Annotated in this window: 20 protein-coding genes; 17 read left to right on the top strand and 3 right to left on the bottom strand. The window is 43.6% G+C overall.

Annotated elements, in window-relative coordinates:
- The first annotated feature begins 79 nt into the window (after window positions 1-79).
- From ACTNC6_RS12780 to ACTNC6_RS12745, 8 genes are all read left to right on the top strand, one after another.
- A complete protein-coding gene (locus ACTNC6_RS12780; RefSeq protein ID WP_441044273.1) occupies window positions 80-1,282 on the top strand; it encodes a TlpA family protein disulfide reductase in 1,203 nt (400 codons plus the stop codon).
- Window positions 1,283-1,447 (top strand): CD1871A family CXXC motif-containing protein, encoded by a 165-nt coding sequence (locus ACTNC6_RS12775; protein ID WP_441044272.1) that lies wholly within the window; start codon window positions 1,283-1,285, stop codon window positions 1,445-1,447. It begins immediately after the preceding gene.
- Window positions 1,448-2,362, top strand: coding sequence for a 4Fe-4S binding protein (locus tag ACTNC6_RS12770; protein WP_441044271.1), 915 nt, complete (start codon window positions 1,448-1,450; stop codon window positions 2,360-2,362).
- A 119-nt stretch (window positions 2,363-2,481) separates the two neighbouring features.
- Window positions 2,482-3,033, top strand: coding sequence for a phosphatase PAP2 family protein (locus tag ACTNC6_RS12765; RefSeq protein WP_441035224.1), 552 nt, complete (start codon window positions 2,482-2,484; stop codon window positions 3,031-3,033).
- Window positions 3,021-6,167, top strand: a complete 3,147-nt coding sequence (locus ACTNC6_RS12760) for an ATP-binding protein (RefSeq protein WP_441044270.1) — start codon at window positions 3,021-3,023, stop codon at window positions 6,165-6,167. Before ACTNC6_RS12765 ends, ACTNC6_RS12760 begins: the two co-directional genes overlap by 13 nt.
- A gap of 351 nt (window positions 6,168-6,518) precedes the next feature.
- On the top strand, window positions 6,519-6,986 hold the full coding sequence (locus tag ACTNC6_RS12755) for an Hsp20/alpha crystallin family protein (RefSeq protein WP_008705428.1): 468 nt from the start codon (window positions 6,519-6,521) through the stop codon (window positions 6,984-6,986).
- A gap of 185 nt (window positions 6,987-7,171) precedes the next feature.
- Entirely contained in the window at window positions 7,172-7,639 is a 468-nt protein-coding gene (locus ACTNC6_RS12750; RefSeq protein ID WP_008705425.1) for an Hsp20/alpha crystallin family protein, read from the top strand.
- Between the two features lie 125 nt (window positions 7,640-7,764).
- Complete coding sequence (locus ACTNC6_RS12745; RefSeq protein ID WP_441044281.1) at window positions 7,765-8,916, top strand: DnaJ C-terminal domain-containing protein; 1,152 nt, start codon at window positions 7,765-7,767, stop codon at window positions 8,914-8,916.
- Window positions 8,917-9,065: 149 nt separating this feature from the next.
- Here the strand turns inward: ACTNC6_RS12745 and nudC are convergent, their stop codons facing one another.
- A complete protein-coding gene (gene nudC / locus ACTNC6_RS12740) occupies window positions 9,066-9,914 on the bottom strand; it encodes an NAD(+) diphosphatase (RefSeq protein WP_441044269.1) in 849 nt (282 codons plus the stop codon).
- Window positions 9,915-10,170: 256 nt separating this feature from the next.
- Here nudC and ACTNC6_RS12735 point away from each other — a divergent pair, with 256 nt between their 5' ends.
- Window positions 10,171-11,301: an Ldh family oxidoreductase gene (locus tag ACTNC6_RS12735; RefSeq protein ID WP_441044268.1), complete on the top strand. Its 1,131-nt coding sequence runs from the start codon at window positions 10,171-10,173 to the stop codon at window positions 11,299-11,301.
- Between the two features lie 203 nt (window positions 11,302-11,504).
- Here the strand turns inward: ACTNC6_RS12735 and ACTNC6_RS12730 are convergent, their stop codons facing one another.
- Together ACTNC6_RS12730 and ACTNC6_RS12725 are read right to left on the bottom strand one after the other, a co-directional pair.
- Window positions 11,505-12,476, bottom strand: coding sequence for a hypothetical protein (locus tag ACTNC6_RS12730; RefSeq protein WP_441044267.1), 972 nt, complete (start codon window positions 12,474-12,476; stop codon window positions 11,505-11,507).
- A gap of 64 nt (window positions 12,477-12,540) precedes the next feature.
- The gene (locus ACTNC6_RS12725) at window positions 12,541-13,425 is read right to left on the bottom strand and encodes a serine hydrolase (RefSeq protein ID WP_441035200.1); all 885 of its coding nucleotides are present in this window, start codon (window positions 13,423-13,425) and stop codon (window positions 12,541-12,543) included.
- A 298-nt stretch (window positions 13,426-13,723) separates the two neighbouring features.
- On the opposite strand from ACTNC6_RS12725, the gene ACTNC6_RS12720 reads away from it, so the two are divergent.
- The 8 genes from ACTNC6_RS12720 (at window position 13,724) to ACTNC6_RS12685 (ending at window position 23,025) form a co-directional block, all read left to right on the top strand.
- Window positions 13,724-14,758 carry a uroporphyrinogen decarboxylase family protein gene (locus ACTNC6_RS12720; protein WP_441035198.1) on the top strand — a complete coding sequence of 345 codons (1,035 nt, stop codon included), beginning with the start codon at window positions 13,724-13,726 and terminating at the stop codon, window positions 14,756-14,758.
- 103 nt (window positions 14,759-14,861) lie between these two features.
- Window positions 14,862-15,680 (top strand): methyltetrahydrofolate cobalamin methyltransferase, encoded by an 819-nt coding sequence (locus tag ACTNC6_RS12715; protein ID WP_303243371.1) that lies wholly within the window; start codon window positions 14,862-14,864, stop codon window positions 15,678-15,680.
- 76 nt (window positions 15,681-15,756) lie between these two features.
- Window positions 15,757-16,392, top strand: coding sequence for a corrinoid protein (locus ACTNC6_RS12710; RefSeq protein ID WP_433844686.1), 636 nt, complete (start codon window positions 15,757-15,759; stop codon window positions 16,390-16,392).
- Window positions 16,393-16,658: 266 nt separating this feature from the next.
- Window positions 16,659-18,392 carry an ASKHA domain-containing protein gene (locus tag ACTNC6_RS12705; protein ID WP_441044266.1) on the top strand — a complete coding sequence of 578 codons (1,734 nt, stop codon included), beginning with the start codon at window positions 16,659-16,661 and terminating at the stop codon, window positions 18,390-18,392.
- 62 nt (window positions 18,393-18,454) lie between these two features.
- A complete protein-coding gene (locus ACTNC6_RS12700; protein ID WP_303243374.1) occupies window positions 18,455-18,991 on the top strand; it encodes a DUF2284 domain-containing protein in 537 nt (178 codons plus the stop codon).
- A 115-nt stretch (window positions 18,992-19,106) separates the two neighbouring features.
- Entirely contained in the window at window positions 19,107-19,742 is a 636-nt protein-coding gene (locus ACTNC6_RS12695) for a cobalamin B12-binding domain-containing protein (protein ID WP_441035192.1), read from the top strand.
- A 115-nt stretch (window positions 19,743-19,857) separates the two neighbouring features.
- On the top strand, window positions 19,858-21,222 hold the full coding sequence (locus tag ACTNC6_RS12690; protein ID WP_441044265.1) for a PucR family transcriptional regulator: 1,365 nt from the start codon (window positions 19,858-19,860) through the stop codon (window positions 21,220-21,222).
- 120 nt (window positions 21,223-21,342) lie between these two features.
- A complete protein-coding gene (locus tag ACTNC6_RS12685; protein WP_055053573.1) occupies window positions 21,343-23,025 on the top strand; it encodes a phospho-sugar mutase in 1,683 nt (560 codons plus the stop codon).
- The last annotated feature ends 100 nt before the right edge of the window (window positions 23,026-23,125 follow it).

Below are 23,125 nucleotides of genomic sequence, written 5' to 3'. Positions count from 1 at the left end.
GAAGTGTATGTTTTTATCGGCTTGGCTTAAAAGTAATATAAAAATCATAGCAGTAAAAAATGAAGGGAGCTTACTTATAATGAAAAACAGAAGAATGAGATTAATGGCGATTTTTGCAGCAGGTGTATTAAGTGTGACATCTATGGGAGGTATTGTAACTGCACATGCAGAGGAAACTCTTTCAGTGCCTGCAGAGGAAGCCGGTGCAGGTGCGGTTCAGATGGATGGAAAGGATGCTCAGGCAGCAGAAGATGGCAGTGTGGCAGCTTCCGAAGGTCTGATCGCAGGATCCTTCAAACCGTCAGAGATTGCTCAGCCTGCACAGGATACTTATGAGTATCCATTTCTTGGAATGAAATTAGGGATTTCCAAAGACCTGAAAGAGCAGATGGAGAAGAAGAACATTTCCATGTTCACAGATGAGAGATGGAATGACAATGCAGATGCAGTCACATATGCTACAGCCAGCTGGTGCACCCTGACAGATGAGCAGAAGGATGCAGAGGTGGACAAGAGGGGCACCGGATATGACGACTGGCTGAAAAGTCTCAGCAGAGTAGGTGTGATCGGAATGTATGATGAGGAATCCCAGAAAGATCTGGATACCATTACCGGCTGTACAGAGCATAAAGAACTGGGTACCAGCAGTGACGGTAAATATAAATATTATCTCAGCACAAACAAGGATGCAGATGCAGACCTGTTAAAGGATATGGAGGGGATTGAGGTAACACTTACAGAAATGACTCCTTTCCAGAAGCTCTCTGCATTTGACCAGCCACAGGATACTTCTGACAGTACAGAGGCGACTGAAGGAACAAATGTAGGTAAATTTGAAACAACAGGAGTTGATGGAAAAACTTACACACAGGATATCTTCAGCAAATATGATCTGACTATGGTAAATATTTTCACAACCTGGTGTTCTCCATGTGTCAATGAGATTCCTGATCTGGAGAAACTTTATCAGGAGATGAAGGATAAAGGAGTAGGAGTAGTAGGCGTGACACTGGATACAGTAGGCAGTGATGGAAAGCAGGATGAGGAAGCAGTGAAAAAGGCTCAGGTACTTCAGGAGAAAACAAAGGCATCCTATCCATTCCTGATCCCGGATTCCGGAATGATGAACGGACGTCTCAATGGAATCTCCGCTTTCCCGGAAACCTTCTTTGTTGACAAAAACGGAAATATTGTAGGCGAAACTTACTCCGGAAGCCACAGTCTGGACGAGTGGAAAGAAATCGTGGAAAAAGAGCTGGAGAATGTCACAGAGGGAAAATAAATGAATAAATTAAAAACCAGAAAAATATGGAACAGTAAACGGCCGGCTGTGATTCTTATGCTTGTGGGAGCCTGTTTTATGGGATATGGGATTTCCCGCGGAGAGCTGGCAGTGGTGTTTACAAAAGCCATTAACATCTGTATGGAATGTGTGGGAATTGGATAAATGAGTAATCAAAAGAACAACGATAACAAAAGTAATAAGAAACAAAACACAAAAAATATGAAGATCAATGAGTGGCCCCGTCACGGAATCCAGGCACTGTGGGCATTCATTACAAACAGTCATGTTACCGGTTTTGTCACAGGCAAAATTTACACAGGCAAATTGAAAAATGCCTGTGTTCCGGGCCTGAACTGTTATTCCTGCCCCGGTGCTGTTGGCGCCTGTCCTATCGGTTCTCTTCAGGCTGTGATAGGGAGCTGGAATTTCAAAATGGCTTATTATGTGGTGGGATTTCTTATCTTCATCGGGGCTATGGTGGGAAGGCTGATCTGCGGTTTTCTCTGCCCCTTCGGACTGATCCAGGATCTGCTGAATAAGATTCCATTTCCTAAGAAAATTCGCACATTCAAAGGCGACAAGCTGCTTCGTAAGCTGAAATATGTGATTTTCGCAGTATTTGTAATTCTGCTTCCGTTGTTTCTGGTGGATATTATGGGACAGGGGGCACCCTATTTCTGCAAACTGATCTGCCCGGCAGGAACACTGGAGGGTGGACTGCCGCTGGTACTTCTGAATAAATCTATGCGCAGTGCACTGGGCTGGCTGTACATATGGAAGAATGTGATCCTTGTCATAACGATCATTCTCTCCATTTTGATCTACCGTCCGTTCTGCAAATATATCTGTCCCCTGGGAGCACTTTATTCCGTATTTAATCCCGTTTCCCTGTATAAATACAGAGTGGATAAGGACAAGTGTATAAAATGCGGAAAATGTGCAAAAGCATGCCAGATGATCGTAGACCCTGTGGAAAACTCCAACAGCCCGGAATGTATCCGCTGCGGCAGATGCAAGAAAGCCTGTTCGACAGGTGCAATCCAGTGTGGAATCAGAAGAACACCTGACAGACTATAAAAAGTAGTCTGCCAGGTGTTTTTTTGCCTGTTTATAAATAAATATATTCAAATTTGAGTAGGCATACAGGAAAAAGTAGGGTAAAATAATGCATATGCTGAAAGAATGGGAGAAAAGATATGAGCATTGAATTAAATATTCTGGACTGGTTCCAGACTCTACACACGCCGTTTCTGGACAAATTGATGGTGTTTATTACGAGCTTGGGGAATGCAGGGATTATATGGATCGTGATGACGATAGTATTTCTTCTGATTCCTAAAATGAGAAAAACAGGTGCAATTATGGCGGCTGCTTTGATAATAGATTTATTACTTTGCAATGTAATATTAAAAAATCTGGTGGCAAGGACAAGACCTTATGATGTAAATACAGGAGTGCAGCTTCTGGTATCCAGACTTCATGATTATTCTTTTCCGTCAGGACATACAGCAGCGGCATTTGCTTCAGTAACTGCTTTATATCTGGCAGGAGAAAAGAAGCTGTGGAAACCGGTTCTGGTTCTTGCCTGTCTGATAGGAATATCAAGATTGTATTTGTATGTGCATTATCCCACAGATGTTCTTGGCGGAGCCCTGGCAGGCGCTATATCAGGATATCTGGGATATCGGTTCATTCAGGCCATTTTTTACAGAACAAAACAAGAAGGGGGAGGGCCATGTCCGAAGTAAAGAATAAGAAAAAGAAATCCAGTATTATTCAGGTCAGTATTGGTATTCTGGCAGTTATTCTGGCTATCCTTATTATTATAATGATGGGAATTGTTTCTGATATTCAGGGAACGGCTCGTATTGTAAATTATACCGGTTTAGTCCGTGGAGAGACACAGAGGATCATCAAGCTGGAGGTTGCCGGGGAACAGGACGATGCAATGATCCAGGAAGTAAAGTCTTTCATTGATGGTCTGCGCAATGGAAATACGAAACTGAATCTGGTATATCTGAATGATAGGGATTTTCAGAATAAAATGCAGGAACTGGACGAGGGCTTTTCTGATCTGTATAAGGAAATCTGTTTGGGGAGATCTGAAGGATATGAAAAAACAGATATTATATCCAGAAGTGAGGATTTCTTTGTGATCTGTGATGAAGCAACAGGTCTGGCCGAAAAATATTCGCAGAAAAAAGCCACATCCTTATCATTGCTTGAGAAATATATCACATCAGATATTGTTGTGCTGATGCTGTTGATTGGATATGAGTTCATCAAAGCAATACAATATGCTGCAATGAACCGCCTGCTGCAGCGTAAAGTATATCTGGATGATGCGACAGGACTTCCGAACAAAAATAAATGTGAAGAATTGCTGAGTGAGACAGAACCGGATGCAGATACCGGTGTCTGCAGTTTTGATCTTAATAATCTCCGGCGTATTAATGACAGCAGAGGTCATGAAGCCGGTGATGCCTATATCCGTAGATTTGCCATCTGCCTGCGGGATTCCATGCCGGCTGAGCAGTTTGTGGGAAGAGCAGGTGGAGATGAATTTCTTGTAGTTACCCACGGACTGGACAGGGAACAGATGACACAGTGCCTTGAAAAGGTGCGCAGGGATATGCTAGAGGAATCCAGAGTGTATCCGGATACTCCCTTAAGTTATGCGGTGGGATTTGCACTGGCCGGCGATTTTCCCGGAAGTACAATGAGAGAGCTGTTTAATTGCGCAGACAAAAACATGTATATCAATAAGAATCATGTAAAAAGGGAAGAGGCTGCAGCAGAAAAGCATCAGGGATATCAGCTGTTAAAACTGCTTAATCAGCACGGCAGTAATTTCTCAGACTGTCTGTATTGTGATGCCAGGATGGATACCTATCGGGCGATTCGTTCCAGTGAAAATTTTTTCCTGGCCTCTGATGGTGCATACTCCGGTGCAGTGGAACAGATTATAGAGGAACAGATTGAAAAGTCCTGTCAGGCAGATATCCGCGAAGGACTGCAGATTTCGGAACTTCAAAAGAAAATGCATACGAAGAAAGATGTGCTGGAATATGAGTATAATATCGGAAAACAGGGGGCGTATAACCGCCTGACATTGATTCCGGTGGACTGGGATGAGGACAAAAAGCTGCATCATTTTCTTCTGGCATTTGAAACTATCCGAAAAACTTCTGAAGGTCAGACAGGTGCAAAAGAGCAGCTACAGCTCTATTATGAACAGCTGAAACAGTCTATCCTGGAAAATGACAGCTATGTGGATGCGCTTCTGGAATTGTCAGATGTGATCTATACAGTAAATCTGACAAAGGATGTTCTGGAAAGAAGAATCGTACTGAATGGAAAAGAACAGAAGAGCTGGGAACTTTTTATGGACTACCCGCTTCCATGTTCTTATCGGGATTATTGCTGGGAATATGAGAAAAAAATCACCCAGGAAACAATTGCCGGTTACTGCATGACAGATAACTGTGAAAAACTTCGTAAGAGGTTTGAGAACGGAGAAACAAATATGTCTGTGGAATATTGTACCCGCGAAGACGATGGAAGTATCCGCTGGGTACAGAAAACAGTTCTGATGACCAAAATGGTGGTGTTTGATACAGAAATTCTTGCTGAGGTGCCTATGATCTATGCGATCATTCTGCTGCAGGATACCACACAGAGACATGAACGGGATGAGCAGGAACAGGCGCGCCTTCAGGCAGCATTCAATGAGATGCGTGCCGAGAGCAGGGCAAAAACCAATTTCCTCAGTCGTATGAGCCATGATATCAGGACACCTTTGAATGGTATTATTGGTCTGTTAAAGATTGACGAGACCCATTTTGAGGATAAAGCACTGATACGGGAAAATCATAAAAAGATGAAGATAGCAGCGGATCATCTGCTCTCCCTTATCAATGATGTTCTGCAGATGAGTAAAATAGAGGAAGGTCATATTGTTCTGACACATGAATATATCTGCCTCAAAGACTTGATCTATGAGATTGAGAGCATTATCACGCACAGGGCAGCAGATGAGGACATTCAGTGGATTTATGAGAAAAATAAGGAGGATATTCCTTATCCGTATGTCTATGGAAGCTCACTGCATCTTCGTCAGATTTTTCTGAATATCTATGGAAACTGTATTAAGTATAACCGACCGGGAGGAAAGATTACTACGGTAATGGAGGCAGCAGATGTACATGATGGAATCTGTACATACAGATGGACGATTTCTGATACAGGTATAGGGATGAGTGCAGAGTTCCTGAGCCGCATTTTTGATCCGTTTTCACAGGAAAAAACAGATGCCCGGAGTGTTTATCAGGGAACCGGTCTGGGAATGGCGATCACTAAGGGATTGATTGAGCAGATGAATGGAAGTATTGAAGTGACAAGTCAGGTGGGCGTTGGAACTGTGTTTGTCATTACCATTCCATTTGAGATTGCCCGGGAACAGAAAAAGGATAAGGAAATTGCAGAGAAATATGATATTCGTGGACTGCATCTGCTGGCAGCCGAGGATAATGAGCTTAATGCAGAAATCGTAGAAATGCTGCTGACAGATGACGGTGCGAAGGTTACAGTTGTAGAAAACGGCAGACAGGCAGTGGAGCACTTCGAAAGTAATCCTCCGGGAACCTTTGATGCCATATTAATGGATTTTATGATGCCTGTTATGGATGGGATTGCAGCAACAAAAGCCATACGTGCCATGGACCGGCCGGATGCAAAAACAATTCCGATCATTGCAATGACTGCAAACGCATTTGAGGAAGATGCCAAAAGATGTCTCGCAGCCGGCATGACCGCACATCTGGCAAAACCATTTCAGATAGAAGATGTAGAGAAAACTATTGTGGAGTGCTGCGGAAAGTAATGTCATTTGTAAGGTCTGTTGTTATGAGTAAGTTATCATAAATAGAGTTAAAAGTCTGGATGACAAAATATGAGCAGAGAAAGGCGTAAGTCACAGAAATGTGGGTTGCGTCTTTTTTTTGCCGGTTCACAATTCACAAATTCTTCACAAAAAAATTAGCACTCACCTCTTGACAGTGCTAATAATAAGTGTTATATTACAGCTAGAACAAAGGAAGGGGAACAAAAAGAGAACAAAGAAATAAGTTCCATGAGATTCCGAATAACCTAAGTTCCAAAGAAACAAGGTAAAGATGCATAACTGAGAGTCCATCATATACAGATGGACGGTATAGAAAAGGAGAGATGACTTATGTTGATGCCTAGTATTTTTGGAGAAAATTTATTTGATGACTTTTTTGGAGATTTTCCATTTTATTATGATGACAGAGCAATGAAAGATACAGAGAAGAAACTTTACGGACGCAGAGCCAGCCATATAATGAAAACTGATATCAAGGAAACAGATAAAGGCTATGAACTGGTCGTAGATCTTCCGGGATTTACCAAAGATGAAGTAAAGGCTGACCTGGAGAATGGTTATCTGACTATCAGCGCAGAGAAAGGCCTGGACAAAGATGAGCAGGAGAAAGAGACAGGACGTTATATCCGTAAGGAACGTTACGCAGGTGCCTGCAGCCGTAGCTTCTATGTAGGTAAAGAAGTTGAGAAAGAAGACATTAAAGCAGAATTCAAACATGGTATCCTCACATTATTTGTACCAAAGAAAGAAGCAAAACCAGCAGTAGAACAGAAGAAAACAATTGCCATTGAAGGCTGATGAATAAATATTCTGACTGACCCGTTAAGGGTCAGCCAGAGATTAAAAACAGATATAAAAATAAAAGCTTACACTAAAAGATTGAAAATAAAAGGTTGAAAAAACCTGTAAAGATAGATTTGGAAAGTAAATCTGGTGAACAGATTTGACATATATAAAATATATTAGAAAAGGAGATATGACTTATGTTAATGCCTAGTATTTTTGGAGAAAATTTATTTGATGACTTTTTTGGAGATTTCCCATTCTATTATGATGACAGAGCAATGAAGGATGCAGAGAAGAAACTTTATGGACATAAAGCAAATCATGTAATGAAAACTGATATCAAGGAAATGAATAACGGATACGAACTGATTGTAGATCTTCCAGGATTTAAGAAAGATGAAGTTCATGCAGCACTTGAAAATGGTTATCTGACCATCAGTGCAGAGAAAGGTCTGGATAAAGATGAGAAGGAAAAAGAGACAGGACGTTATATCCGCAGAGAACGTTATGCAGGTGCCTGCAGTCGTAGCTTCTATGTAGGTAAAGAAGTACATCAGGACGACATCAAAGCAGAATTCAAACATGGTATCCTGACATTATTTGTTCCGAAGAAAGAAGCAAAGCCAGCAGTGGAACAGAAGCACAGCATCTCCATTGAAGGATAATAGATGTTAAGTTACAGCAACGGGAGGTCAAATCTTTTGGCTTCCCGTTGTTTGCATAATGAGGATTGCAGAAATATGAAGTCAGGAATGATTGCGTTAGAATGTGTTTATGAAGGAAGGTGATGATATTGAAAAGAGACTACTATGAAGTTCTGGGCGTGAACAAAAATGCGGATGCAGCAACGATTAAGAAAGCATACAGAAAACTGGCCAAGAAATATCATCCGGACAGCAATGAGGGAAACGCTTCGGCAGCAGAGCATTTTAAGGAAGTAAACGAAGCCTATGATGTTCTGAGTGATGAGAAGAAGCGTAAACTGTATGATCAGTTTGGTCACGCTGCTTTTGAAGAAGGTGCCGGTAATTATGGAAATGCACAGGGCAGCCCGTTTGGCAGCGGTTTTGGCGGAGCACAGGGCAATCCATTTGGCGGTGGTTTCCATGGCTCATACAGTGATGGCAATGGTTATCATGAATATCATTTTGAGAATGGCGAAGATATGGATGATATCCTGAAGAATCTCTTTGGTGGTGGATTTAAGAAGAGTAAATCATCCAGTGGTTTCGGAAGCAACGGTTTCGCTGGAAGTGGATTTCATGGAAGTGGTTTTGGTGGATTCGGAAGCAATGGAACTGGCGGCTTCGGCAGTGGCTTTGGTACAGGTGGAAGTGATTTCCGCAGTCAGGGCTTTGGCGGTTCTTACAGCAGCAAAGGTGAGGATCTTCATGCAGAGGTTACTGTCAGCTTTGATGAAGCTGCTTTTGGCGGTAAGAAGGTTATCCGCCTGCAGAGCAGCAACGGTGGCGTCCAGAACTATGAAGTCAATATTCCGGCAGGTATTGAATCCGGTAAATCTATCAGACTTAAGGGAAAAGGCTATCCGGGAGTCGGCGGAGGTGAAGCCGGTGACCTGCTTCTGAAAGTAAATGTTCAGGATAAACCGGGATATAAACGGGAAGGCAGAGATGTTTATACAACTGTAAATATCCCATTTACAACAGCAGTATTTGGTGGTGAGGCGAAGGTTCACACCATTTACGGTGATGTTCTCTGTAACATCAAACCGGGTACTCAGTCCGGAACGAAGATACGTCTGAGAGGCAAAGGTATTGTTGCAATGAATAATCCGTCTGTACACGGTGATGAATATGCAACTGTACAGATTGAAGTTCCGACAAACCTGACACCGGAAGCAAGACGGAAACTGAAAGAATTCGAACAGGAATGTAATGGAAACCGCAGAAGCCGTGGATTTGGCAGCGGGAGTGCGGCGTGAAGAGTAATCAGAAATATTTTTGAACATATAGTGAATCAATTTTACAGAGAAACGAAAAGGATACATGCACAGTAACATTACCGTGTATGTATCCTTTTAGCATAATAGGGAAAAATATTCTATGAGCTTTTTCTGATATAGAATATTGTTTATCTGGGTTCTTTTCCATCACGGAAGAGCATCATCATTTCCTTGGTCAGGCTGATATTATTGCCCTGATCCGGGATTTTGTCACGTTCTACCCACTGTGCCATGGAGAGTTCTTCATGGTCAACGGTCAGGGTATCATCACCGTCTACATCACAGAAGAATCCAAACAGCAGAGAGCCGCTGAAGGACCATGGCTGGCTCTTGTAGTAGCGGAGATTTTTGACTTTCAGACCTACTTCTTCCATCACTTCTCTGTGAACAGTCTCCTCAATTGTTTCTCCGATTTCTGCAAAGCCTGCAATGAGAGCGTAGCGTTTGAATCGACGTCCTTCATATTTGGACAGGATGATTTTATTTCCGTTTGTGATCCCTACAATAACTGCAGGACACAGAACAGGATATTCCTGATTGCCGCAGGAAGGGCATTCCATCATACGTTCTTTCTGACTGTGAACCATTGGCTTTCCACAGCAGCCACAGTATCTGCGCTTGCTGTACCACTGGAAAAGCTGATGTCCTGTAATTCCTGCAAATGCAAGATGCTGTGGCTGAGCGGTCCGAAGAATCCGTACATCCTGAAATTCATAGTCCGGAAGCAGAGAGGTATCCAGCTCCGGGATCAGGTAGAAACGCTGATCATCTATGGAAAACAGATAAATAAAATTGCTGTAAAGATCAGCGATCTTTTCCTCCAACTCCCGGAAACGTGGGAAAGTAATATCTGCATCCCGTTCCTGGCGGGGAAGAAGTATACTGCCTTTTTCGTATGCAAGGATAAAGCAATCTTTATCCGGGGCAGAAGGTTTGTATTCGTTGTGATAAGTATGTGGTGCGATGTCCTGAATCATAGCAATCGTTCCTTTTCTTTTAATAAAATTGTGCAGGCAATAAAAAGTCAATGCCTGTTTACAGTATATTACGAGAACTTTGTAAAAACAAGAGATTACGATTTGATCAAATCAAGCAATATTTATAATGAAATCTGTAAAAAAATCAGAAAAAACAGTTGATTTTTAAAAGCAATGGTAATATAATCATTTCAACAAATTAATTGGTATAACCAATATGGGAAGAGGTAATGCTACAAGGAGGGGCTTTGCAGTTATGGGATATGTAAAATGGAGTTATGACACATTAAATACTTTTTGCCACGATGTATTTCGGAAGTTTGGCTTCAATGAGGAACAGACCAATATTATTAAAGATGTTTTGCTTACCGCAGACCTGTACGGGATTGAGAGCCACGGAATGCAGAGAATGGTAAGATATGATAAAGGAATTGAGAAAGGAACCATCCATCCTGATGCAAAACCGGAGGTTGTATTTGAGACACCTGTATCAGCTGTGATCGACGGACATGATGGTATGGGACAGCTGATCAGTCATTTTGCAATGGAGAAAGCAATTGAGAAAGCGAAAAAAACAGGGGTTGGTTTTGTTTCAGTAAGAAATTCCAATCATTTTGGTATTGCAGGATATTATGCGGAAATGGCTTCTAAACAGGGGCTGCTTGGAATGGCATGCACGAACTCAGAAGCGATCATGGTACCTACCTTTGGACGTAAGGCAATGTTGGGATCCAACCCGATTGCAGTAGCAATGCCTGCAGAACCCTATCCTTTCCTTTTTGACTGTTCCACAACAGTTGTAACCAGGGGAAAACTGGAAATGTATAATAAATCAGGTAAACAGCTTCCTGAGGGCTGGGCTCTGGGAGCAGACGGACATGAAAGTACGGATGCACCGGCTGTACTTGCAAACATTGTCGGCAAGAAAGGCGGCGGAATTATGCCACTTGGCGGCAACAAAGAGGTAAACGGAAGCCATAAAGGTTATGGATATGGAATGCTCTGTGAGATTTTCAGTTCTATTCTTTCTATGGGTGTTACTTCTGATAAATGCTGTACATTTAAAGACAAGACAGGTATCTGCCATGGATTTGCAGCGATCGACCCTGCAATCTTCGGCAATGCAGATGATATCAAGGCGCATTTCTCAGAATATCTGGAAACTCTTCGCCAGAGTCCCAAGGCTGAGGGCGCAGAGCAGATTTATACTCACGGTGAGAAAGAAGTGCTGGCAGAGAAAGAGCGCAGAGAGAATGGTATTCCGGTCAATGACAATACTATGGTAGAGCTTGCCAATCTCTGTAATTATTTGAAAATTGATTTTGGAGCTTATTTTAAAGATTATGAGCTGCCAAAAGACAGTAAGTTTTTCAGCGGAAATTACTGATGAAAATGAAATAGAAACCATCATGCTGATAACTATTAATTATAGAATATAAAATTTATAAAATAACTTTTTTTGAGACGCCCGCTTATCAGTGTGTGGAAATAAAAGAAACTGCATGTTCAGATGATGTTTGCGAAATTGGCAGACATCACAGAATATGCAGTTTCTTTTTTGGTCGAATCAAACTGTATCAAGCTGTCAGATCAATACAAATAATCCTTGTTTACATAACCGTAATTATTCAATTTGGGGGCATATACATACCAATAGGTTGGATCGCTGGTATCTATAATTTCTACAGTATCTCCGGTATAAAGTTCCCCGGTTTCGTTGGCTGTGGTATAAGCCTTGGAGGAACGGAGAGCCAGATATCCTTTGGAAACGCGTACAGTTCTGGATGAATAGGAAGCCGTGCCGCTGAGATAGTCTTTGTTTACGAATCCGTTGAGATCATATTTGGGCGAATATACATACCAGTATTGTGCATCGCTGGTATCCAGAATCTGAACAGTATCCCCGGTATAAAGCTGCCCGATTTCATTGGAGGAATCATAAGCCTTCATATTGCGGAGAGCCAGATATCCTGTAGCAACATTGACAACCCTTGTTTCCCCTGCGTAAAGAGAGACAGTACCTACGGCTCCAACAACTCCGCCGGTCAGATAATCTTTGTTTACATAACCATATTGGTTAAGTCTGGGTGAATATACATACCAGTAAGCGGGATCGCTGCTATTGAAGACGCTTACGGTATCCCCGGTATAAAGCTGCCCGATTTCATTGGAGGAATTATAAGCCTTGTCAGTGCGAAGGGCCAGATAACCAGTGCTTACGCTGACAGTCCACTGGGAATCATAGTAATATCCGGAGGAGGAATTGATAGCATTCAGATAGTCATTGTTTACATAACCGAAAGCATCATATTTGGGAGAATAAACATACCAGTATCCGGTAGCGATTGCGTAGTCGGAAACTTCTACCAGATCTCCGGTGTAAAGCTGTCCGAAAATGTTACTGTCATCTGCGTTGGCTGCGTTTCGCAGAGCCAGGTATCCGGTTGGCACATTTACCTGATAAGTATTGACAGAAGCCTGGACATCATGGGCAGTGGCGGAAAAAGACAGTGCAAGTGCTGCGGTGGCAATAACCGGTAAGTAAAATTTTTTCTTCTTCATAGTAAAAACCTCCTTTGAATTTTTCTGGTGTCAGGTCGAAAGATTGAGTTTTTGACCTGATATTTTATTGGTTGTAATAAGTATAGATTTCCTTGCTGAGAGAAGCAATTGTGTTCTGGGCGGCAGAAGCATTGACCAGATTCTGGGACAGGAACACGATCACCAGGTCATTTTCGGAATCATAGAGAATACCTGCATCATTTTCCACATCTGAAAGTTCTCCTGTTTTGTTGGCCACCTTTACTCCCTGGGGCAGCTGTGCGGGGATTTTGTTGCGTCTTGTCTGAGCCTTCAAAAGAGCATACATGTCTGATGCATGGGAAAAATCGGAATCCTCTTCGTCATAAATCTCCTTCAGAAAATCAGCACAATCCTCTGCAGAGGTATAGTTATCACCTGTGGAGGTATCTGCAAGGAGAAGGCGTCCCATGCTTGTGTCTGTATATCCGTGAGTCTGGCAAAAGCTGTTGACAGCCTGCATGCCTGCAGAGGAATTGCCGTTGCCCAGATCATTTACCAGCGTATTGGCGCAGTCATTATCGCTGACAGTGATCATAGAATACAGAGCAGAATCCACAGCCTCTTTACCATATTGACTGATAATGGTGTCGTATTGTTCGTAAACAGCGCCCATAATATAGAGCTTGATCAGACTGGCGGCCTGCATAGAACCTGCATTCAGGCCGCCTTCTGATTCTCCCGGAAGGTCACATATATATACAGACCAGCTTCCGTTGTCTGTGGGAAACTGTACTTGAAGCTTGTTTAAAAGGGCTTGAAGTCTGGCATCTGTCACCGGTTCGGACTCATCGGAGGAGGAGCCGCCAAACACACTGTCAGAGGAGCCTGTAGAGGGAGAAAGCATTCCCTGGCCCTCTGAGGCATAACATAGAGAAGCACTCATCAGACTGACAGAAACCAGAAAAGGGAGCAAGAGTTTTTTGTACATTTAAATCACCGCCTACGTTATATTTATATGTAAATTATAACGAGTTTACAGAAAAACCGCAATAGAAGGGACTGTGGAAAATGTTTTTTGTGGAGTGGTACGTAACATAAAGATGGAGAATTCGATTCGTACAAATTGTAGGAATACAGGTGTGAAAAATCCACATATCTGATTATATATTTTAAACTATACAAATGATACAATGGAATTATCGAAAGCAAGATAAAGAACGACAAAATAAACAAAGAAACGCGGAAATGTGGGGGCATTTTCGGTATGATATGAGGAGGTAGATCATATGTTAACACCAAAACAAAATATGTTGGAAGTTATAAGAGGCGGTAATCCTGACAGATTTGTCAATCAGTATGAGGCAATACAGCTTCTGTTTCATCCATTTATGTTTGCGAGCCCGCTTCTTCAGCCGGGACAGGAAAATGTGGTGAATGCATGGGGTGTAACCAACACTTTTCCAAAGGGAGTACCGGGAGCATTTCCTGTACATACCCCTGATAAAATTGTAGTAAAGGATATTGAAGACTGGAAGGATTATGTACATGCACCATCACTGAAATTTACTCAGGATCAGTGGGATATGGTGAAAGCCCAGTATGATGCAGTTGACGGTGAGCAGGCTTTTAAGGCAGCTTTCGTTGCACCTGGATTATTTGAACAGACTCATCATCTGTGTGAGATCAGCAATGCACTGGTTTATTATATTACCAATCCGGATGAGATGCATGATCTGATCAAGTATCTGACAGAGTGGGAGCTGGAACTGGCTGAGGGAATTTGTTCTAACCTTCATCCGGATATGCTGTTCCATCATGATGACTGGGGTGGACTGGACAGCACATTTATGAGCCCGGCAATGTTTGATGAATTTTTACTTGAGCCATATAAGGAAATTTATGGTTATTATCACAGCCATGGAGTAGAACTGGTAGTCCATCATTCTGACAGTTATGCTGCAACTCTGGTTCCTTCTATGATCGAGATGGGAATTGATGTGTGGCAGGGATGTATGGAAACCAATAACCTTCCGGAACTGATCAAGAAATACGGTGGAAAGATCAGTTTTATGGGTGGTATTGAGAACCGTGCAGTTGATTTTGAAGGCTGGACAGATGAGAACTGTGATGCAGTGGTACGCCGTGTATGCGAAGAGTGTGGAAATAAATACTTTATTCCGTGTATTGCCCAGGGTGGTCCTGGTTCTGTTTATCCGGGTGTTTACAAATCACTCTGCGATTCTATTGACAGATTGAATGAGGAAAAATTTGGCATCAAGGCATCTGAATCCACAAGACTTCCATGGCAGATTATGTTCTGACTTCAGGTATTTGCCAATGGTAAAACGGAATACAAATATCTGTCTGACACTTGGATGAAATTTCAGGTGTCACAGAGGATGATGCTACGGGGGTGTTTGAGAAATGATTATTATTGGTGAGAAAATTAACGGTTCTATCCCGATTGTTGCAGAAGCAATTGCGAAAAGAGACTCTGAATTTATCAAGGCAAGAGCAAAGCTTCAGGCAGAAAGCGGAGCTACCTTTATTGACTGTTGTGCTTCTGTTCCGGAAGCGGAAGAAGTGGAAACATTGAAATGGATGATCGACTGTATACAGGAGGTTACAGATCTCCCGATTTCTATTGATAGCCCGAGTCCGGATGTTCTGGCACAGGCTTATAAATTCTGCAAAAAACCCGGAATCTTTAACTCTGTATCAGGAGAGGGACATAAAATCGATACGATCTTCCCGATTATGGCGGAACCTGGAAATGAGGGCTGGCAGGTAATCGCGCTGCTTAGTGATAATACAGGAATTCCCAAGTGCGCAGCGGATCGTCTGAAGGTTTTTGATAAGATTATGGCAAAAGCAAAGGAATACGGAATTGCTCCTGACAGGATTCATATTGATCCTCTGGTTGAGATGCTCTGTACTTCTGAGGATGGTATTGATACAAATATTGAAACGATCACAAGTGTTCGGAAACAGTATCCAACCATTCATATTACAGCTGCGATCAGTAATATTTCCTTTAATTTGCCGGTTCGTAAGCTGATCAATTATGGCTTTCTGGTACTTGCAATGAATGCAGGTCTGGACAGCGGTATTATGGATCCTACAAATAAGGATATGCTGGGACTTGTTTATGCAACAGAAGCATTACTTGGTCTGGATGATTATTGTATGGAATATATAGGAGCTTACAGAGAAGGCTTAATTGGTACAGCAAAGAAGAAATAAGCTGAATCTGCAGAAACTGTGTAAATGAATGAAATGGTTAGAATCTGAACTTAAGAAATAACAGGAGGTTTTGATTATGTCTAAAATAAATGAAGTTGCGGAATTAGTTGAAAAAGGAAAAGCAAAATTAGTAGGTGCGGCTGTACAGGAAGCCATTGATGAAGGTGATGATCCGGTTGCGATCCTGAATGATGGTATGATCAGCGCAATGTCCATAGTTGGTGAGAAATTTAAAAACGGTGAGATTTTTGTTCCGGAAATGCTGGTTGCAGCACGTGCAATGAAAAAAGGCGTTGATGTTCTGAAACCACATCTGGCATCCGGCTCTACAGGAGCACTTGGAAAGGTGATCATTGCCACTGTTTCCGGTGACCTTCATGATATCGGCAAGAACCTGGTTGCCATGATGATCGAAAGTGCCGGATTTGAAGTGATCGACCTGGGCGTTGATGTTCCGGCTGCCAAGATCATTGAGTGTTATAAAGAGAATCCGGATGTTAAGATCATTGCTCTTTCAGCTCTGCTGACAACTACTATGCCGGCACTGAAGGAGACCGTTGAGGCATTAAATACAGCTGATTTCAGAGGAAATATTAAGGTTATGGTTGGCGGTGCACCAATCACAGAGGCCTTTGCTGAGGAGATTGGGGCAGATGGTTATTCAGATGATGCGGCTAGTGCGGCTTCACTGGCTAAAAAGTTGGTGGCCTGATCTGATTGCTTTGTGCAGGTATAGATATAACATGAAAACATAATGGGGGAGGGACTGCTCTGTGGAGTGGTCCTTTCCTGTATTTTGGAATTTTTTAGAACGTGTTATAATGGAAAAGGGACGCTCAGAAAAATATTTTATTTCATGTGCGGTTTCGGGGACTAAGAATATCTAAGACCCCTGCAAATGCACATGAAATAAAATATTTTTCTGAGCTGGCCGTTGACTGTTGTGATGTTTGGATTGGATATGTGGGAGGTTTTTTTATGGCTTGGGTTAAGTTTGTGCGTGAGGGTGTTGAGATAGAGGTGGAGTATGGGACATCGGTACTGGAAGCGGAGATTCAGGCGGGTCTGAGGCCGGATGCGCCTTGTGGCGGTTTGGGGAAATGTGGGAAGTGTCTGGTTAAGATGAATGGTGAAGTGGTTAAGGCGTGTCAGATGCGGATTGGTGAGGGTGAGACTTGTGTAGTGGAGACATTGGACAGGGCTGGCAATGAGAAGATTTTGACGGATGGATTTAACAGAGAGGTTGTGTTTGAACCGGGACTACGGATGGCTCGGGTTGAGCTGGGGAAGGCGAAAACCGGGGAGAAGCGGTCGGACTGGCAGAGGCTGCTGGATACGCTGGCGGAGACAGATGGTGAGGTTGAGCCGGGGCAGATGGAGGTGGATCTGAAGCTTGCAGGTGAATTGTATGGGATGCGCAGGGATTCTGGTGAGTGGTATGTGATTTACAATAGACGGCGAATTCTGGAAATGAGGAAGGAAGCTGGTCAGAGGTGTCTGGCAGCGTTTGATATTGGGACGACTACCATCGCAGGGTATTTGCTGGATGGTGCGGATGGTAGGACTCTGGCAGTTGAGAGCAGGATGAATCCCCAGGCACAGTATGGTGCGGATGTAATCATGAGGGCCAATTATGGGCTGGAGCATGGAACAGAAGCGTTGAGTATGTGTGTTCGGGAAGCGGTTAATGAGATGCTGGGAAGCCTGGCAGAGGATGCAGGGATAAGGAGAGAGGATGTTTTTCAGGTGTGTGTTGTGGGAAATACCTGTATGCATCATCTGTTCCTGGGGATTTCTCCGGCTTCGTTGGTGCATGCACCCTATACTCCGGCTGTGAGTGAGAGGCTGGTGCTGAATGCGGGGGATTACGGTCTGGCTGTGCAGGAGCGTGCAGAGTTGATCTTGCTTCCGGATATTGCAGGATATGTGGGCGCAGATACCTGTGGTTGTCTGCTGGCAATCAGACAGGATCTGAAGGAAGAGGTTTCTCTGATGATCGATATCGGAACGAATGGGGAGATGGTTCTGGGAAACAGGCAGCGGATGGTGACCTGTTCTACTGCGGCCGGACCTGCTTTTGAGGGTGCGAAGATTGAGTGCGGTATGCGTGGCGTGGCTGGGGCTGTGGATCATGTGAAGTATGAGGTTGGAAAGTGGAGCTATACAACTGTTGGAAATAAGCCAGCGGTTGGTTTATGTGGTTCGGGATTGATCGATCTGGTGGCAGGGCTTCTGGATGCTGGAATGCTGGATGAGAATGGTATGCTGAGCGGCGGGCAGGAGAAGCAAGGTGTGTTTATTCTGGTACCCCCGGAGCAGGCCGGAAACGAGAGAGGGGTTTATCTGACTCAGAAAGATATCGGAGAGGTTCAGCTTGCGAAAGCTGCCATTGCAGCGGGAATCCGGATGCTTATGGAGAGACTTGGGATTACAGAAGATGACATCAGTTCGGTATATATTGCAGGTGCTTTTGGCAACTATATGGATCCGGTCAGTGCAGGGAAAATTGGCTTGCTTCCGGCCACGCTTGTGAAGAAAGTGAAGCCAGTGGGAAATGCTGCTGGTGAGGGTGCGAAAATCGCACTTGTAAATGAGAAGGAAATGCTGGAGATGGATGAGCTGGTGAGAAAGATTGAATTTGTGGAGCTGGCTGCATCGGCTGATTTTCAGGATTATTTTATTGATGAGCTGGGCTTTGAGACAGGTGAATGATTTTATCCGTCTGACACGAATTGATATAGATTATACAAGAAATTAGTAAGGGAGATTGTAATATGGACATCAGAAAATTAGAGCAAATGGGAATGGAGCAGGGCTTTTCCCATGTGGTGCTGCTGGATTGTGACACCATTGAATTGAAGCCGGAGGTGCGGCAGATGTGTGCCTCAGGCAGTTGCCATAAATATGATAAATGCTGGAGCTGTCCTCCGGGCTGCGGTTCGCTGGAGGAATGTGAGGCCAGGGTCCGGCAGTATAAAAATGGTATTATTGTTCAGACGGTTGGAGAATTGGAGGATGCCCTGGATGGCGAAGGAATGATGGAAACAGAGGCCAGACATAAAAACTATTTTTCAGAGTTTGAGAAGAAATTGAGGGAAATATATCCGGATATGTTGGCGATCGGTGCGGGATGCTGTACCAAATGTAAGGTCTGTACCTATCCGGATGCTCCCTGCAGATTTCCAAAGCAGGCTTTTTCATCTATGGAAGCCTATGGAATGCTGGTGACCCAGGTATGCCAGGCAAATGGGCTGAAATATTACTACGGAGATTGTACTATTTCCTACACCAGCTGCTATCTTCTGGAATAGAGGAACAGCTACATTTTCATTGTAAAAAGCAGGTGGCTGTGATAAAATTAGAGAAAATCCTTCGCCGCGGGGCGGAGGTGTTTTTGCAAGAAGAATTAGAGGCAGGCTTGATCATATGACAATACTTGAGCAGATACAAAATGCCATCGAGGAGGGGAATCCGGGTGAAACAGAGAAGCTGGTTCGCCAGGCGGTGAATCAGCATATTTCTGCAGCCCGGATTGTGGAGGAAGCTATGACTCCGGCAATGAGAATAGTGGGAGAAAATTACAGATCCAAGGGTGCAGACATTATCCGGATACTTGCTGCAGCCCGGAGCGTGCGTAAGGGCTTTGAACTTCTGGAAGAGCAGGATGGGCAGCTTAACAGGAGAAATATGGGAACTGTAATACTGGGAACTGTGGAGGGAGACCTTCACGATGTGGGCAAGAATCTGGTGGCTGTTATGTTTCGCAGCGCAGGCTTTAAGGTGATCGATCTGGGAGTAGATATTTCCGAAAAACAGTTTCTGCGTGCTGTGAAGGAGAATCCGGATGTGTCCATCGTCTGTATTTCCTCTCTGCTGAGTACCTCCATCCCGGAAATGGAACAGGTGGTGAAATCTCTGAAACGCAGTAAAGATCAGCGTAAATTTAAAATTATGGTCGGAGGCGGTGCAGTAACCAGGCAGCTGGCAAAGGATATGGGAGCGGATGCCTATACGGAAAACTGCATTGAGGCAGTGGAGGTTGCCAAAACGTTTGTTGTGTAAGGAGGATGGAGGCTTGCGGCTCTCATCAGTTTACTTGTACGAAAAAATAAAGGAAAAATATAAAATTCTAAAAAAGGGAAATTTATCCGGCACAGACGGATATTTGCGCCCTTTTTTGTATTTGGAGAAAAAAATTGTTCAAAAGAAACATGTATATCTGATCCAGGGAGAGCATATTGCTGACCTGGTGCAAAGGGCATCAGATACAGAGGAAACATTCTGGATCATAAGCAGAAAAGCCGACACTGAAAGGCTGCAGATATCTGATGAACTTCCGGATACCTTGGTATACATGGAAATAGTCCTGGAAGGAATGGAAGAAATTTATGGATTTATGAATGATCTTCAGGAAATCTTTGATGCTGCAGATGAGTGGGAGCGGAAAATCCACAATCTGATGGTAGAACATGCAGGGATGGAGTCACTTTTGAAGGTAACTTCGGAATTTCTGCAAAACTCTCTTGCTGTAAAGGGATTGGATTTTGCGTCATCATCGGAAGCCGGAGGAGAAGATCTGTCGTCAAAAATGTATACAGAGCACTGGGATCATACCAGTGGGTGCCGTTCTATCAGTAGAAATCTTCTGGTAGATGAAAAAGTAACACACAAGCTGATCCTGACAGAAACCCAGACGGAGATCACCCAGGGAGTTTTCTGTGTGCTGGATATTCTCACAGATAAGCTGGAGTTTCTGCTGGCTCAGGAAGAGGAGACAAATCCGGATGAGGATATGGAACAGATTTTTATCCGGCTTCTCTCGGACCGTACAGCAGACTATATGCGGGTCAGCAGACAGCTTGGTGAACTGGGATGGGGCGGAAATCATGAATACATGTGCCTGGTTTTGCAGATTACTTATCTGAATCAGCAGAATCTTTCCACAAAGGCTGTTTTTCGTTATATTAAGAAGAAGTTTGAAGATTCTGTATGCTTTCTGTATCAGGATGAGATCGTAGTGTTTTTTAACCTTACCAGACTGGGGATGGATCAGGAGGAAATTTCCGGTAAACTGATCTATTTTATCAGAGATACCTATCTGAAGGCTGGCTACAGCAGAGTGATGACCGGACATATGAATCTGCGGAGACAGTATATACAGGCGAAAACAGCCCTGGATGTAGGCAGCCGTAAAAAGCCATATCTGTGGATCCATTATTTTAATCAGGTAGCCTTGACCTATATTCTGGAACAGACTACCAGGAGACTACCGGGAAATATGATCTGCCATGAAGGGCTTCTGGATTTAAAGGAACAGGATGAAAAAAATCAGACCCAGTATCTGGAAACTCTTCGGGTATATCTGGAACAGCATCTCAGTGCCACCCAGGCTGCCCGGGAGTTGTTTATACACAGGAGCACCTTTCTCTACAGACTGGACAGGATCAGGGAAATCCTTCAGTCGGATTTGGATGACCCGGAGGAGATTTTCTATCTGGAGCTGTCCTTCAGGCTGCTGGAACAGGAAAATGAAAAGGAATAGGATTGTCTTACATGGGTTCTGGTAATTTGTATTGCTGATTTGAACAAATTATGGTATAGTGAAGATATCTTATGTAATATACACAAAAAATAATAAAAAATAAGGGCAGGAGTGGTAAAAATGTATCAGGAAGAATACAAACGCTGGTTGGCAGCAGATCTGCAGGATGCGGATCTTAATCCGGAATTATCCAAAATTGAAGGAAATGACGAAGAGATCAAGGATCGTTTCGCAGTAGCACTGAAATTCGGAACAGCCGGACTTCGTGGAGTTCTTGGAGCAGGCACCAACCGTATGAATATTTATGTAGTCCGCCAGGCAACACAGGGACTTGCAAACTGGGTAAAAACACAGGGCGGCAATCAGACAGTAGCCATCAGCTATGACAGCCGTCTCAAAAGTGATGTATTTGCAAAAACAGCAGCAGGCGTACTGGCAGCAAATGATATCAATGTCAGAATCTATGACGCACTGATGCCTGTACCTGCACTTTCCTTTGCAACACGCTACTATGAATGCAATGCAGGTATTATGGTAACAGCATCCCACAATCCGGCTAAATACAACGGATACAAAGCATACGGTCCTGACGGATGCCAGATGACAGACGATGCAGCTGCCATTGTATATGAAGAGATCCAGAAAACAGACGTACTTACAGGTGCCAAATATATGTCCTTCGCAGAAGGCGTAGAACAGGGAAAGATCCGTTTTGTAGGAGATGACTGCAAGCAGGCTCTCTATGAAGCTATTGAATCCCGTCAGGTTCGTCCGGGTCTCTGCAAGACAGCAGGACTGAAACTGGTTTACAGCCCGTTAAACGGATCAGGACTTGTACCTGTAACTCAGGTATTAAAAGATATCGGAATCACAGATATCACAATCGTTCCGGAACAGGAATATCCGAACGGATACTTCACAACCTGCAGCTATCCGAACCCGGAAATCTTTGCAGCTCTGGAGCTTGGATTAAATCTTGCAAAAGAAACAGGTGCAGACTTAATGCTTGCAACTGACCCGGATGCAGACCGTGTTGGTATTGCAATGAAATGCCCGGATGGTTCCTATGAGCTGGTAACAGGTAATGAGGTAGGTGTACTCCTTCTTGATTATATCTGTGCAGGCCGTATCGAAAAAGGTACAATGCCAAAGAACCCGGTAGCAGTGAAATCCATTGTTTCCACACCACTTGCAGATGCAGTGGCAGAGCACTATGGAGTAGAACTCAGAAGCGTACTTACAGGATTCAAGTGGATCGGCGATCAGATCGCACAGCTTGAAGCAGCAGATGAAGTAGACAGATTTATCTTCGGATTTGAAGAGAGCTACGGATACCTTGCAGGACCATATGTACGTGACAAGGATGCTGTTATCGGATCTATGCTGATCTGTGAAATGGCTGCATATTACAGAAGCATCGGAAGTTCTCTGAAACAGAGAATGGAAGAGATCTATGCACAGTACGGACGTTACCTGAACAAAGTAGACAGCTTTGAATTCCCGGGATTAAGCGGAATGGACAAGATGTCAGCTCTGATGCAGGGACTTCGTGACAAACCTCTCACAGAGATCGCAGGTCATGCCATCGTAAAAGTAACAGATTATCAGAAACCGGAAGAAACAGGACTTCCTGCAGCAAATGTATTGATCTACAAGCTGGATAACGGTGAGACAGTAGTTGTACGTCCATCCGGAACAGAGCCAAAGATCAAGATCTATTACACAACTCTCGGCAAAAACCTGGAAGAGGCAGAAGCTGAGAAAGAGAAGCTTGCAGAAGCATTAAAACCGATCATGGCATAAGTGAATAAAAATAAAGAAAACGAGAAGGCTGTGCTCATATGGGCATGGCTTTCTTTTTGGCCTCAGGGAGAGCGGATCCCGAAGATTGTTTTTGACTTCA

It is taken from the genome of Blautia sp. HCP3S3_C4 (assembly GCF_052064095.1).
Classification (GTDB): Bacteria; Bacillota; Clostridia; order Lachnospirales; family Lachnospiraceae; genus Blautia_A.
This window is presented reverse-complemented; position numbering and strand designations above follow the sequence as displayed.

Excerpts from the sequence above, each read along its gene's own strand:
- ACTNC6_RS12780 (WP_441044273.1), top strand. The coding sequence starts at position 80 with ATGAAAAACAGAAGAATGAGATTAATGGCGATTTTTGCAGCAGGTGTA.
- ACTNC6_RS12770 (WP_441044271.1), top strand. The coding sequence starts at position 1,448 with ATGAGTAATCAAAAGAACAACGATAACAAAAGTAATAAGAAACAAAAC.
- ACTNC6_RS12760 (WP_441044270.1), top strand. The coding sequence starts at position 3,021 with ATGTCCGAAGTAAAGAATAAGAAAAAGAAATCCAGTATTATTCAGGTC.
- ACTNC6_RS12730 (WP_441044267.1), bottom strand. The coding sequence starts at position 12,476 with ATGAAGAAGAAAAAATTTTACTTACCGGTTATTGCCACCGCAGCACTT.
- nudC (WP_441044269.1), bottom strand. The coding sequence starts at position 9,914 with ATGATTCAGGACATCGCACCACATACTTATCACAACGAATACAAACCT.
- ACTNC6_RS12685 (WP_055053573.1), top strand. The coding sequence starts at position 21,343 with ATGTATCAGGAAGAATACAAACGCTGGTTGGCAGCAGATCTGCAGGAT.
- ACTNC6_RS12700 (WP_303243374.1), top strand. The coding sequence starts at position 18,455 with ATGGACATCAGAAAATTAGAGCAAATGGGAATGGAGCAGGGCTTTTCC.
- ACTNC6_RS12715 (WP_303243371.1), top strand. The coding sequence starts at position 14,862 with ATGATTATTATTGGTGAGAAAATTAACGGTTCTATCCCGATTGTTGCA.
- ACTNC6_RS12705 (WP_441044266.1), top strand. The coding sequence starts at position 16,659 with ATGGCTTGGGTTAAGTTTGTGCGTGAGGGTGTTGAGATAGAGGTGGAG.
- ACTNC6_RS12775 (WP_441044272.1), top strand. The coding sequence starts at position 1,283 with ATGAATAAATTAAAAACCAGAAAAATATGGAACAGTAAACGGCCGGCT.
- ACTNC6_RS12710 (WP_433844686.1), top strand. The coding sequence starts at position 15,757 with ATGTCTAAAATAAATGAAGTTGCGGAATTAGTTGAAAAAGGAAAAGCA.
- ACTNC6_RS12750 (WP_008705425.1), top strand. The coding sequence starts at position 7,172 with ATGTTAATGCCTAGTATTTTTGGAGAAAATTTATTTGATGACTTTTTT.
- ACTNC6_RS12720 (WP_441035198.1), top strand. The coding sequence starts at position 13,724 with ATGTTAACACCAAAACAAAATATGTTGGAAGTTATAAGAGGCGGTAAT.
- ACTNC6_RS12725 (WP_441035200.1), bottom strand. The coding sequence starts at position 13,425 with ATGTACAAAAAACTCTTGCTCCCTTTTCTGGTTTCTGTCAGTCTGATG.
- ACTNC6_RS12695 (WP_441035192.1), top strand. The coding sequence starts at position 19,107 with ATGACAATACTTGAGCAGATACAAAATGCCATCGAGGAGGGGAATCCG.
- ACTNC6_RS12765 (WP_441035224.1), top strand. The coding sequence starts at position 2,482 with ATGAGCATTGAATTAAATATTCTGGACTGGTTCCAGACTCTACACACG.
- ACTNC6_RS12735 (WP_441044268.1), top strand. The coding sequence starts at position 10,171 with ATGGGATATGTAAAATGGAGTTATGACACATTAAATACTTTTTGCCAC.
- ACTNC6_RS12755 (WP_008705428.1), top strand. The coding sequence starts at position 6,519 with ATGTTGATGCCTAGTATTTTTGGAGAAAATTTATTTGATGACTTTTTT.